Genomic DNA, 12,833 nt, shown 5'->3' on the forward strand with positions numbered 1-12,833 from the left:
GCGGCCCGCCTACCATGGACGGATGCCGCAGCCCGACCCCCGGCCGTACTGGAACACCAACGTCGCCAGGCACCCCGGCATCCTGCGCGAGGTCCCGCCCGGGTGCGGCGCCGCGCTCGACGTCGGGTGCGGGGACGGGCTGCTGGTGCGGAAACTGAGCGGCCGGGCGGCCCGGGTCACCGGCATCGACAGCTCGCCGGAGATGATCGCCGAAGCCCGGCGGCAGACGGCCGGGGAGCCCGCGGCCGACTTCCTGGAGGGCGACTTCCTCACCGCCGAACTCCCCACCGGGGCCTACGACTTCATCTGCTCGGTGACCGCCGTCCACCACATGGACTTCACCGCCGCGCTCACCCGGATGCGCGAACTGCTGCGCCCCGGCGGCACCCTGGTGGTCGTCGGGATCGCCCGCGAGAGCACCCCCGCCGAACGGGCCTTCCTGATCGCCGCCGCCCCGCTCGTCCGGGCCGTCAAAGTGCTCCGCCGGGCCAGTGCCCCCGCCGGCATGCCGGTCGCCGACCCGCGGATGGGCTACGGCCAGGTCCGCGCCGAGGCCCGCCGCCTGCTGCCCGGCGTCCGCTACCGGCGGCACCTGCTGCGCCGCTACTCGCTGACCTGGCACAAGCCCGCCCGCTGAGCCCGGCGGGGCGGTGCCGACCTCGAAGGCCACGGCGGCGCCGGGGACGGGGCGGCCGGTGGCGGTGCCGGTGAGGGCGGCCGACAGATTGAGGGTGATGCTCAGCCAGCCGGGTGTGAGCGAGAGCAGCAGCGGCCGGCGGTGACCGCTTCCGCCCGCTGCGGGCCGTTCCGCGACCGGAAAGGACCCGGTGGGAACCGGGGCGCCGCAGGGTTGGCAGGATGGGGACCGGACGGAACGGGCGAGGGAGGGGGGACGGGTGGGCGGCTGGGAGCGGGCGTTGGACGCGGCGGGGGTGCGGGAGTCGGAACTGCGGGCCGGGTACGGGCGGGAACGGGAGCGGGTGGTGGCGTACAAGCGGGAGGTCGCGCTGGCCGCCGGGCTGCTGCTGCCGCCCGCGACCGTCCCGCACGTGATCGCCGCGACCGCGTTCATGCACCGCACCGACGACCTGCTCGACAGCGGACCGGTCGACACCCGGCGGGCCGCGTCCGCCCGTTGGCGCGAGCGGGTCACCGCCGCGCTGGAGGCCGGGCGCACCGACGACCCCGAGCTGGGGCCGCTGCTGCACAGCGCCGCGGCGCGCCCGGTGCTGCGCGGGCGGGTGCTGGAGTTCCTGGCCGCCGCGGACGCCGACCTCGACTTCGCGGGCTTCGCCACCGAGGCCGACTACCAGACCTACCTGGACGGGTACTCGCTGCCCGGCTTCATGGTGGTCGCCGCGCTGCTCGGCCCCGACGGCGACCAGGACGCCTACCGGGCCGCCTGCCGGACGTTCATCGACTCCAGCCAGCGGCTGGACTTCGTCAACGACCTCGCCGAGGACCTCGCGGAGGGCAGGCTCACCCTCCCGGAACGGGCCCTGGCCGCGCACGGCGTCACCCGCGCCGACCTCGAAGCCGCCCGGGACACCCCCGCCGTCCGGGCCCTGCTCGGCGAACTGCTCGACCGCTCCGACCGCGACCGCGCCGCCGCCGGCGCGATCGTCGAACTCGCGCCGCCCGCGCACCGGCCGATGATCCGCTGCATCATCGGCGTCGAACGGCTCACCGCCGCCGCCGCCCGCGCCGACCTCGGCGCACTGCCGCGCCGCCCGGCGAGCCCCGGCAAGCCGGGCCTGCTGCGGCTGCTGACCCGCGAGTACCTCCGGGCCCGGCGGCTGCGCTGAGGACCCCGGGCCGGGCGTCAGGAGCCGGGCCGCTCGGTCATGGTGGCGCCGGCCGCCGTGCGGGGCAGCAGGAAGGCGCCGGCGGGCAGCGAGCCGTCGGCCGGGCGCGGGCCCTCGGCGCCGGCCGGGTCGGTGGAGGCGAACAGGTCGGCGGCCGGGGCGTCCCAACTGTTGCCGGATGAGCGGGACTTCGGGGCGCGTTGGACATCCCGGCCGTTGCCGAGGGCGGCGTTGGCGGCCAGCTCGGCCGCCGCGTCCGGCAGGTAGAAGCCGGCCAGGGCGTTGCGGAGGGCGGAGTTGCCGGTCAGCCGCAGCGCGCCCGGGTTGCCCTCGTCGTTGAAGCCCAGGCCGGAGTTGTCCCAGGCCGCGTTGTTGGCCACCAGGTGCGCCACCGGGGCGCGGCCGCCCCCGCCGCCCAGGGTGAAGCCGTTGCCGTTGCGGTACGACCAGTTGCTGTCCACCGTCACCGGGTCGGTGAAGCCGCCCAGGTCGAGGCCGTCGGTGGCGTTGCCGTGGAAGCGGTTGCCGCGCACCACGTTGCCCGCGCCCGAGCCGAAGGTCAGGCCCAGCCCGATGCCCGCGGTGCCGGCCGCGTCCCGGTTGTCGTAGAAGTCGCTGTCCAGCACCGCGTTCCCGCTCGTCCCGGCGTCCCGCAGCAGCAGCCCCGAGCGGCCGTTGCCGTGGAAGGCGAGGCGTTGGAACACCATCGAGCGGCAGCCGGTGCACACCCAGCCGTGGCCCGCCGCGCCGCGCAGCTCCAGGCCCTGGACGGTCCAGAAGCCGCCGCTCTGGGTGACCGCCCAGGCGGAGTCGGGCAGCGCGGCGGCGTCCAGCACCGGGTGCTCGTCGCGGTAGGCGGAGAGGGTGATCCGCTGCCCGGCGGTGCCCGCCGCGGTTATGCCCACCGGCGCCGCCAGCCGGTAGGTGCCGCCGCGCAGCGCGATGGTCTGGCCCGGCCGGACGGCGGACGCGGCCCGGGCCAGGGAGGCGAACGGGTGCGCCAGCGAGCCGTCCGCGTCGTCCGAACCGTCCGGCGCGACGTACAGGTCCGCGACCGCCACGCCGGGGCCGGGGGCCGCGGGCCGGGCGGACGCGGTGGGGGAGGGGGACGGGGACGGGGACGCCGAGGGGGCTTCGGAGGGCGGCGGCGCCTGGGTGGCAGCGGTCGTGGGCGTGGTCGCGGCCGTGACGGGTGCGGGGGGCTGCGGGGCGGGGGAGTCCGGGCCCGACCACGGGACGACGGCCAGCAGCACCGCCGTCGCCGCGGCGACGGCGCCCGCCGCCGTCCACCCGGCGGTCCGGCCCGCGGCGGTCCGGCCCGCGGTGGGGACGCCCTTGCGCAGCGCGGCGCCCAGCCCGTCCGCGAGCCGGTCCGGCACCAGCAGCACGCCGAGGCCGGGCAGCAGCCGTTCCGGGGCGACCAGGCCGGTGGCGCGGTCCTCGCAGGCGGCGCACTCGCGCAGGTGCCGGGCCAGCCGCTTGCGCCACACCGAGCCGGGCCGGCCGTCCCACCCGGCGGCGGCCCGTTCGAGCCCGGCGCAGCGGGGCGTGGCGTCCAAGGCCCGCACCAGGGCGCGGACCAGGTCGAGTTGGGCCTTCATCCGCTTCAACTTGACGGCGGCGTGCGCGGGTTGGAGGCCGAGCGCGGCGGCGAGCTCGGTGCGGGTGAGGATGCCATCGGTCTCCTGCCACCACAGGGCCAGCAGTTGGCGGTCGGCCTGGTCCAACCAGGCGGTGGCGCGCACGAGTTCGCGGCGCTGGGCGGAGAGCAGCAGTTCGGCGACGCTCCGGTCGGCGAAGTCGGTGCCCGGGTCGGGGACGTCCAACGACTCGAAGCGGTGCGGCAGTTCCACCGTCCGGCGGCGCCCGTGCTCCTGGGCCCGGCGGTAGGCGATGGCCACCAGCCAGGACCTGAAACGTTCGGGCTCGCGCAGACCCGCCAGCCCGTGCACCGCCCGCAGCATGGTCTCCTGGGTCAGGTCGTCGGCGTCCGTCGGACCGACCGCCCGGGCCAGCAGGTTGTAGACCAGCGGCAGGTGCGTGCCCAGCAGCCGCTCCAGCGCCGCCGCGTCCCCCTGCTGGGCCGCCGTCACCAGTCGCGGGACGTCCGTCACCGCCTCCCGCCGACCGTCCGCGAGCACCGCCGCCACCCCTCTCCGTCCCCGACCGACCGCACCGGGGTCCGCATCCTGGCATGACCCCGCCCGGGCAGTAAAGCGGTTCGGTACCCGGCCTCCTCCCGGCGGTCCCCGTCCGGCCCTCCGGTGACGCCCGTCCGTCCCCCGTCCGTCCCCCGTCCGTCCCCCGTCCGTCCCCCGACACGCCCGGGAACGGCCAGCAGATGTGCGTCGTATCGCACAGGTGAGATATGTTCACGCGGTGAGCGAAGACTACCTCTCCCGCATCGGCAAGCTCGTCCGCGCCGCCCGCACCCACAAGGGCTGGACGCAGAGCCAGCTCGCCACCGCCCTCGGCACCACCCAGAGCGCGGTGGCCCGGATCGAGTCCGGCGGCCAGAACATCGGACTGGACCTGGTCGCCCGGATCGGCGAGGCGCTCGACAGCGAGATCGTCTCGCTCGGCGTGGCCGGGCCGATGAACCTGCGGGTGGTCGGCGGCCGCCCCCTCTCCGGCAGCATCGAGGTCCGCACCAGCAAGAACGCCTGCGTCGCGCTGCTCGCCGCCTCCCTGCTCACCACCGGCCGCACCACCCTGCGGCGCGCGGCCCGGATCGAAGAGGTCTACCGGCTGCTGGAGGTCCTCGCCAGCATCGGCGTCCGCCACCGCTGGACCAACGGCGGCACCGACCTGGAGATCACCCCGCCCGCCGAACTCGACCTCTCCGGCATGGACGAGGACGCCGCCCGGCGCACCCGCAGCATCCTGATGTTCCTCGGCCCGCTGCTGCACCGCGCCGACCACTTCGAGATCCCCTACGCGGGCGGCTGCGACCTCGGCACCCGCACCGTCCAGCCGCACCTGTCGGCACTGCGCCAGTTCGGCCTGCACGTCAGCGCCACCACCGGCACCTACCGGGCCACCGTCGACCGCGGCGTCTCCCCGCAGCGCCCGATCGTGCTCACCGAACGCGGCGACACCGTCACCGAGAACGTGCTGCTGGCCGCCGCCCGGCACCCCGGCACCACCGTCATCCGCAACGCCAGCGCCAACTACATGGTCCAGGACCTGTGCTTCTTCCTGGAACTGCTCGGCGTCCGGGTCGAGGGCATCGGCACCACCACCCTCACCGTGCACGGCAAGGCCGTCATCGACGCCGACGTCGACTACGCCCCCTCCGAGGACCCGGTCGAGGCGATGAGCCTGCTCACCGCCGCCGTCGTCACCGACTCCGAACTCACCATCCGGCGCGTCCCGATCGAGTTCATCGAGATCGAGCTCGCCGTCCTGGAGGAGATGGGCCTCGACTGCGAGCGCGGCCCCGAGTACCCGGCCGCCAACGGCCGCACCCGGCTCACCGACCTCACCGTGCGCCCCTCCAAGCTGGTCGCGCCGATCGACAAGATCCACCCGATGCCGTTCCCCGGCATCAACATCGACAACCTGCCGTTCTTCGCCGCCATCGCCGCCTGCGCGCACGGCAGCACGCTGGTCCACGACTGGGTGTACGAGAACCGCTCGGTCTACCTCACCGAACTCGGCCGGGTCGGCGCCAGCGTCCAACTCATGGACCCGCACCGCGTCCTGGTCGAGGGCCCGACCCGCTGGCGCGCCGCCGAGATGATGTGCCCGCCCGCGCTGCGCCCCGCGATGGTGCTGCTGCTGGCGATGCTGGCCGCCGAGGGCACCTCGATCCTGCGCAACGTCTACGTGATCAACCGCGGCTACGAGGACCTGGCGGCCCGGCTCAACTCGGTGGGCGCGCAGATCGAGGTCTTCCGCGACATCTGACACCGACACGCACCAGCACGGCATCGCACCAGTGCGGTGAGGGGCGCCCGGCCGACGGTCGGGCGCCCCTCCGCGTGCCCGCCCCGAGGGGCCGGCGGAAATCCCGCTGAAAAGTTTCTGTCATCCCGTCGTGCCGCCGCCCGTCTACAGGGGTGCTGCGGGCCGACCCGGCCGGCAGCGAGGGTTCCCTGTGCAGAGAGGGCGGACCGATGTCCGGAAGATTGCGTGGCGCGGCGGTGGCCGCGGTGGTGCTCGGGGCGGGGGTGGTGACGGCCGCCCCGGCCGGTGCGGCCACCCTGCCGGCCGCCGGGACGTACCAGTTGGCGGTGGTGAAGAGCGGGATGTGTCTGGACGTGCCGTCGGGTTCGACGGCGTCGGGGGCGAAGTTGCAGCAGTGGGGGTGCGGGGCCGGGCAGGGCAATCAGCAGTTCCGGTTGGTGCCGGTGTCCTCGGGTGTGTACCAGTTGGTGAACGTGAAGAGCGGGATGTGCGTGGACGTGCCGTCGGGTTCGACGGTGAGCGGGGTGCAGTTGCAGCAGTGGGGGTGCGGGGCGGGGCAGAGCAACCAGCAGTGGTCGCTGGTGGCGAGCGGGTCGGGGACGTTCCAGGTCGTCAGTGTGCGCAGCGGGTTGTGCGTCAGTGACCAGGGTGCGTCGACCACTTCGGGGACGCCGGTGATCCAGGAGACCTGCACCGCCAACACCAACAAGCAGTGGGCCTTCCGCCCCGTCGGCAGCACCGCCGCGCCGACCGTCGCCCAGGACGGCACCGGCCGTTACAGCACCGTGCAGGCGGCGATCGACGCCGTCGGCAGCGGCAACGCCAGCCGGGTGGTGATCACCATCAAGCCCGGCACCTACCGGGAGAAGGTCACCGTCCCCGCCGACAAGCCGTTCGTCACCCTCCAGGGGCTGGGCGCGGGCCCGGCGGACGTGGTGCTGGTCGGCAACCGGAACGCCGGCAGCTACGGCACCTCGGGCAGCGCCACGGTGGTCGCGCAGGGCCACGACTTCACGGCGACCAACCTCACCTTCAGCAACGACTTCGACGAGAACAGCTCCGACACCGGCGACCAGGCGCTCGCACTCTACCTGGACGCCGACCGGGCGCTGCTCGACAACGTGCGGCTGCTGGGCGACCAGGACACCTTCCTGGTCAACGAGAGCGCCCGGACGTACGTGGTCGGCTCGTACGTCGAGGGGACGGTCGACTTCATCTACGGCGGCGGCGTCGCCGTGTTCGACAACTGCCGGATCCACGAGAAGCGCACCACCGGCGGCCCGGTCACCGCCGCCAGCACCCCGGCCGCCCGAGCCTACGGCTTCCTGTTCTACCGCTCGACGGTGGACGGCACGACCGCCGGCAAGACCCAGCTGGGGCGGCCGTGGCGGCAGGACGCGCAGGTGGTGTACCGGGAGTCGGTGCTGACCGACACCATCGCCACCGCGCAGCCCTGGACCGACATGTCCACCAGCACCTGGCAGAAGGCCCGGTACTTCGAGTACCGCAACACCGGCGCGGGCGCGGGCGTGAACGCCAACCGCCCGCAGCTCACCGACGCCCAGGCCGCCGCCTACACCCCGCAGAAGTACCTGGCGGGCGCCGACGGCTGGAACCCCGTCCGATGACCACCACCGCCGTTCGAAGGGACACCACCATGCGAGCCACCACCACCCGCCGCCTGACCGCCACCGCCGCGGCCCTGCTGCTCGGCGCGGGCACCGTCTCGGTCCTCGGGGCCCCGGCGGAGGCCGTCACCCTGCCGGCCGCCGGGACGTACCAGTTGGCGGTGGTGAAGAGCGGGATGTGTCTGGACGTGCCGTCGGGTTCGACGGCGTCGGGGGCGAAGTTGCAGCAGTGGGGGTGCGGGGCCGGGCAGGGCAATCAGCAGTTCCGGTTGGTGCCGGTGTCCTCGGGTGTGTACCAGTTGGTGAACGTGAAGAGCGGGATGTGCGTGGACGTGCCGTCGGGTTCGACGGTGAGCGGGGTGCAGTTGCAGCAGTGGGGGTGCGGGGCGGGGCAGAGCAATCAGCAGTGGTCGCTGGTGGCGAGCGGGTCGGGGACGTTCCAGGTCGTCAGTGTGCGCAGCGGGTTGTGCGTCAGTGACCAGGGTGCGTCGACGGCCTCGGGGACGCCGGTGATCCAGGAGACCTGCACCGCCAACACCAACAAGCAGTGGGCCTTCCGCCCCGTCGACACCGGACGGACCTGGTCGAACACCGCGGACGGCTTCGCCTCCACCGGCGGCGGGACGACCGGCGGCGCGGCCGGACCGACCGTCACCGTCACCAGCTACGCCGACCTGGTCGAGTACGCGACGGCGGACGGCCCCTACACGATCCGGGTCGCGGCGGCCGTCACCGCCTCCCCGTACGGCCACGAGATCCCGGTGAAGTCGGACAAGACCATCGTCGGCGTCGGCACGGCGGGCGAGATCGTCCACGGCGGGTTCTTCCTCGGCACCGGCGTCCACAACGTGATCCTGCGCAACCTCACCATCCGGGACGCGCAGATGGCCGACGACGACCCGGACGACAAGGTGTACGACTACGACGGCATCCAGATGGACACCGCCGACCACGTGTGGATCGACCACAACCGGATCGAGCGGATGAACGACGGCCTGATCGACAGCCGGAAGGACACCAGCTACCTCACCGTCTCCTGGAACGTCCTCGGCGAGGAGAACAAGGCGTTCGGCATCGGCTGGACCGACAACGTCACCGCCCGGATCACCATCCACCACAACTGGATCCACGACACCAACCAGCGCAACCCCAGCGTGGACAACGTCGCCTACGCCCACCTCTACAACAACTACCTGCAGAACGTCGCCTCCTACGGCAACCTCTCGCGCGGCGCCTCCCGGACGGTGATCGAGAACAGCTACTACGACCACGTCAACAACCCCTACTACAACGACACTTCCGCCGCCGCGCTGAGCCAGAGCGGCAGCATCGTGGTCAACAGCACCGGCAAGCAGCAGACCAACGGCACCACCTTCACCCCGTCCTCCTTCTACCCGTACACCCTGGACCACGCCAAGGACGTGCCCGCGCTGCTCGCCCAGTACGCCGGCCCGCAGAGCACCATCGGCTGACACCCCGCCGGGTCCGCCCCCGCGCCGGGTGGGGGCGGGGGCGGGCCCGGCGTTCCCCCGCCCGGGTGGCTCCACCCCGCGCCACGGTAAGCCTGCCCGCCGCCGCGGACGGGGTGGCCGAGCATCGACGGCGGAGGTGTGCGATGTACGGACGAGAGAGCCTGGCCCAGACCGGAGCCACCATCACCCTGCTCGGTGCGAGCGTCGCCTACGAGTGGGTCCTGGCGGTCATCGTCGCCATGGTCCTCGGCGGCGCGGCGCTCTACCGGTGGGCGAACCGGGGGAACCGCCATGAACCGCACTAGCGGCCGGACGGCGTGCGTCCTGGGCGTCGCGGGCATGGCGGCCTGGATCGTGGTCTGCCGCACGCTGCTCAACCCCCACGCCCGCCCCGCCCTGACGGTGCTCTACCTGCTCAGCGGCGCGCTGGTCCTGCTGTGCCTGGTCGCCTCCCGGGCCAACCTCCGGCGCGGGCGCGGACCGGTCGCCCCCGGCCGGGTGGTGGCGATCGTCCCCGCCTACGAGGAGGACCCGCAGCTCCTCGACGACACCCTGCGGGCCCTGCTGCGGCAGACCCGGCAGGTCGACGAGATCCACGTGGTCGACGACGGCTCCGCCCGGCACCCCGTCCGGACCTTCGACCACCCCCGGGTCCGCTTCCACCGGCAGGACAACGCGGGCAAGCGCCGCGCCCAGGCCGCCGTACTGGCCGAACTGCGGCCCGCCGACTGGGACTTCGTCCTCACCGTCGACTCCGACTCGGTCGCCGCCGACGACGCGCTGGAGCACCTGCTGCGGGCGATGAGCGATCCTCGGGTGACGGCCGCGACCGGCGTCGTCCTCACCCGCAACCACCGGCAGAACGCGCTCACCCGGGTGGTGGACCTCAACATCGGCGCCTCCTGCCTGCTCACCCGGGCTGCCCGCTCGCTGTTCGGAGTGGTCGAGACCACTTCCGGCGCGCTGGCGCTCTACCGGGCGCCCGTCCTGTTCGACAACCTCGCCGACTACGTCACCTCCGGCACCGGTGGCGACGACCGCCGACTGACCATGTACGCCCAGTTGCGCGGCCAGGTCGTCGCCGTCCACGACGCGCTCGTGCACTCCGTCATGCCGCACACCCTGCGCGGCACCTTCCAGCAGCGGGTGCGCTGGGGCAAGTCCTCCTGGGTGGCGCTGCCGTTCGCCGTCACCAACCTCTCCTGGCGGCAACTCCTCTTCCCCCTGCTGGCGGTGGTCCAGTGGGCCACCCTGCCCGCGCTGGCCGCGATGCTCCTCACCGGAACCCTCTCCCGCACCGACCCGCCGCACTGGTGGGCGATCGCCGCCTCCTACCTGTTCGTCCGCTACCTGGAGGCCGCGCAGTACGTGCTGCAACGCCCCGGCCTGAGCCTGCGCGCCCGCCTGCTGCGCCTGCTCTGGGCCACCCCCGCCGACGTGCTGCTGACCCTGCTGGTGCTCTACCCGGCCAAGTACTGGGCGCTGTGCCGCCTCCGCCACTGGGGCTGGCACACCCGCGGCGACGCGCACGCCGGGGCCCGGCAGGCCCTGCGGGGGTCCGCCGCGCGCTGAGCGGCGCGCCCGTCGGCCGGAGTAGATTGGGGGCCGGGCACCGGGAGGGGGCGAAGGTGACGGCGGAAGCGGTCGAACGGACGCAGGTGGGGCCGCTGTTGGCGCAGTGGCGGCGGCGGCGCGGAGTCAGCCAACTGGAACTGTCCCACCTGGCGGGCGTCTCGGCCCGGCACGTCGGCTTCGTGGAGACCGGGCGCTCGCAGCCGAGCCGCGAGATGGTGCTGCGGCTGGCCGAACACCTGGACGTGCCGCCGCGCGAGCGCAACGCGCTGCTGCTGGCCGCCGGCTACGCGCCCGTCTACCACGAGAAGCCGCTCGACGACCCGGCGATGCGGCCCGTCCTGGACGCGGTCCGGCGGGTGCTGCGCGGCCACCACCCCTACCCGGCCGTGGTGATGGACGGCCGGCGCGACGTCATCGCGTCCAACGAACCGTTCGACCGGCTGTTCACCGAGGGCGTCGCCGCGCACCTGCTCCGGCCGCCGGTGAACGTCCTGCGGCTGGCCCTGCACCCCGACGGGATGGCCCCCCGGATCGTCAACCTCGGCCGGTGGCGCGGCAAACTGCTCACCGGGCTGGCCCGCCGTTCGGCCCTCGACGGAAACCTCCGGCCGCTGTACGAGGAACTGCTCGGCTACCCGTGCGAGCAGCCGGTGCCCGAGGCCGACATCCCCGGCCCCGACGAGATCATGCTCCCGCTCGAACTGCGGTGCGGAGAGCGGGTGCTGTCGTTCCTCGCGACCTTCACCACCTTCGGCACCGCCCGCGACCTGACCTCCTCCGAGCTGATCATCGAGAGCTTCTTCCCGGCCGACGACGACACCGCCGCCTACCTGTCAGGTAGTTGAGGCACCCGGCGGCCCCGGGGAGAGTGGAGCACGCACCGCGCCCCGCCCCCGTTCCGGGGTGGAACGGCGCGGGCCCACCCTTCCCCGCAGTCGCACTCGCAGGAGCCCGCTCACCCATGACCGACAGCACCACCGCGCCCGCGGCCGCCCCGACCACGACTCCGCCACCGGGGCCGCACCGCGCCACCCTGCCGATCGTCCTCACCGGTGTCTTCCTCGCCGGACTCGACTTCTTCATCGTCAACGTCGCCGTCCCCGCCCTCCAGCAGGACCTGCGCGCCACCGACGCCCAGATCCAACTCGTCGTCGCCGCCTACGCGTTGACCTACGGCGTCGGCCTGATCACCGGCGGCCGACTCGGCGACCTGTACGGGCGCCGACGCGTCCTCGCCCTCGGGATGACCCTGTTCACCGCCGCCTCCGTCGCCGCCGGGGCCGCACCCAACGCCGAACTCCTGATCGCCGGACGGGTGTTGCAGGGCGCCGCGGCCGCCCTGATGGCCCCCCAGGTGCTCGGGGTCATCACCACTTCCTACCAGGGCCCGGCCCGCACCCGGGCGGTCAGCTGGTACGCGGCCGCCTCCGGGATCGCCGCCGTGTTCGGCCAGTTGATCGGCGGCGTGCTGATCCGCGCCGACCTGTTCGGCCTCGGCTGGCGGGCCTGCTTCCTGGTCAACCTGCCGATCGGACTGGTCGCCGCGACCGCCGCCGCCCGCCTGCTGCCCGAGTCCAAGGCCCCCGGCCGGCCCCGGCTCGACCTGACCGGCCTGCTGCTGGTCACCGCCGCGCTGACCGCGATCTGCCTACCGTTGATCGAGGGCCGCGAACGCGGCTGGCCGCTGTGGACCTGGCTGCTGCTCGCCGCCGGGCCGCCGCTGCTCGCCGCGTTCACCGTCCACCAGCGCCGGCTGCGCCGCTCCGGCGGCTCGCCCTCGCTCGACCTGGCGCTGTTCCGGGAACGCGCCTTCACCGCCGGCCTGGCCGCCCAGCTCACCTTCTGGGCCTCGATGGCCTCGTACTTCCTGGTGTTCGCGCTCTACCTCCAGCAGGGCCGCCACCTCGCGCCGATCGGTTCCGGCCTGGTGTTCAGCGTGCTCGGCGTCGGCTACGTCGCCGCCTCCGCCAACGCCCGGCACCTGGCCGCCCGGATCGGCCGGCACGCCGTCACGGTGGGCTGCGCGCTGCGGGCGGCCGGACTGCTGCTGGAACTGTGGGCCGTCAGCGGCCCCGACCGCGGCCTGTGGTGGCTGGTGCCCGGCCTGCTGCTGGACGGCTGCGGCATGGGTCTGTCCTTCGCCCCGCTGACCGCCACCGTGCTGGCCCGCGTCCCGGCCGCGAGCGCCGGCTCGGCCGGCGGCGTGCTGACCACCGGACTCCAGGTCGGCAACGCGCTCGGCGTCGCCCTGATCGGCCTGGTCTTCTACCGGGTGCTGGCCGACACCCCCGGCCCCGACGCCGTCCCGGCCGCGTTCCGGGCCTGCCTGTGGTACGTGCTGGCCGCCACCGCGCTGTTCGCCCTGGTGGTCCAGGCCCTGCCCGGCCGGAAGGCGCCCGGGCGGTGAGCACCTCCCGGGAGTGGGGGACGACCGGGTCCGGTCC

10 protein-coding genes are annotated in these 12,833 nt (G+C 74.0%); 9 read left to right on the forward strand and 1 reads right to left on the reverse strand.

The features are described 5' to 3' along the window. The first annotated feature begins 22 nt into the window (after positions 1-22). The gene (locus ABD345_RS07330; protein WP_344551013.1) at positions 23-637 is read left to right on the forward strand and encodes a class I SAM-dependent methyltransferase; all 615 of its coding nucleotides are present in this window, start codon (positions 23-25) and stop codon (positions 635-637) included. A 259-nt stretch (positions 638-896) separates the two neighbouring features. Then, the gene (locus tag ABD345_RS07335) at positions 897-1,805 is read left to right on the forward strand and encodes a squalene/phytoene synthase family protein (RefSeq protein ID WP_344551014.1); all 909 of its coding nucleotides are present in this window, start codon (positions 897-899) and stop codon (positions 1,803-1,805) included. A gap of 17 nt (positions 1,806-1,822) precedes the next feature. Here the strand turns inward: ABD345_RS07335 and ABD345_RS07340 are convergent, their stop codons facing one another. Next, the gene (locus ABD345_RS07340) at positions 1,823-3,955 is read right to left on the reverse strand and encodes a sigma-70 family RNA polymerase sigma factor (RefSeq protein ID WP_344551016.1); all 2,133 of its coding nucleotides are present in this window, start codon (positions 3,953-3,955) and stop codon (positions 1,823-1,825) included. A 229-nt stretch (positions 3,956-4,184) separates the two neighbouring features. Here ABD345_RS07340 and ABD345_RS07345 point away from each other — a divergent pair, with 229 nt between their 5' ends. The 7 genes from ABD345_RS07345 (at position 4,185) to ABD345_RS07375 (ending at position 12,796) form a co-directional block, all read left to right on the forward strand. Beyond that, a complete protein-coding gene (locus tag ABD345_RS07345) occupies positions 4,185-5,714 on the forward strand; it encodes a helix-turn-helix domain-containing protein (RefSeq protein WP_344551017.1) in 1,530 nt (509 codons plus the stop codon). A 209-nt stretch (positions 5,715-5,923) separates the two neighbouring features. Then, the gene (locus ABD345_RS07350) at positions 5,924-7,342 is read left to right on the forward strand and encodes a pectinesterase family protein (protein WP_344551018.1); all 1,419 of its coding nucleotides are present in this window, start codon (positions 5,924-5,926) and stop codon (positions 7,340-7,342) included. After that, positions 7,339-8,814 (forward strand): RICIN domain-containing protein, encoded by a 1,476-nt coding sequence (locus tag ABD345_RS07355; protein WP_344551019.1) that lies wholly within the window; start codon positions 7,339-7,341, stop codon positions 8,812-8,814. The genes ABD345_RS07350 and ABD345_RS07355 overlap by 4 nt, the downstream gene beginning before the upstream one ends. A 143-nt stretch (positions 8,815-8,957) precedes the next feature. Further along, positions 8,958-9,119 carry a hypothetical protein gene (locus ABD345_RS07360; RefSeq protein ID WP_344551020.1) on the forward strand — a complete coding sequence of 54 codons (162 nt, stop codon included), beginning with the start codon at positions 8,958-8,960 and terminating at the stop codon, positions 9,117-9,119. Further along, a complete protein-coding gene (locus tag ABD345_RS07365; RefSeq protein WP_344551021.1) occupies positions 9,106-10,386 on the forward strand; it encodes a glycosyltransferase family 2 protein in 1,281 nt (426 codons plus the stop codon). The genes ABD345_RS07360 and ABD345_RS07365 overlap by 14 nt, the downstream gene beginning before the upstream one ends. 56 nt (positions 10,387-10,442) lie before the next feature. After that, positions 10,443-11,234, forward strand: coding sequence for a helix-turn-helix domain-containing protein (locus tag ABD345_RS07370; RefSeq protein WP_344551022.1), 792 nt, complete (start codon positions 10,443-10,445; stop codon positions 11,232-11,234). 116 nt (positions 11,235-11,350) lie between these two features. Further along, on the forward strand, positions 11,351-12,796 hold the full coding sequence (locus tag ABD345_RS07375) for an MFS transporter (protein ID WP_344551024.1): 1,446 nt from the start codon (positions 11,351-11,353) through the stop codon (positions 12,794-12,796). The last annotated feature ends 37 nt before the right edge of the window (positions 12,797-12,833 follow it).

Origin of the sequence: Kitasatospora saccharophila, from assembly GCF_039529925.1 — a bacterium.
GTDB lineage: Bacteria > Actinomycetota > Actinomycetes > Streptomycetales > Streptomycetaceae > Kitasatospora > Kitasatospora saccharophila.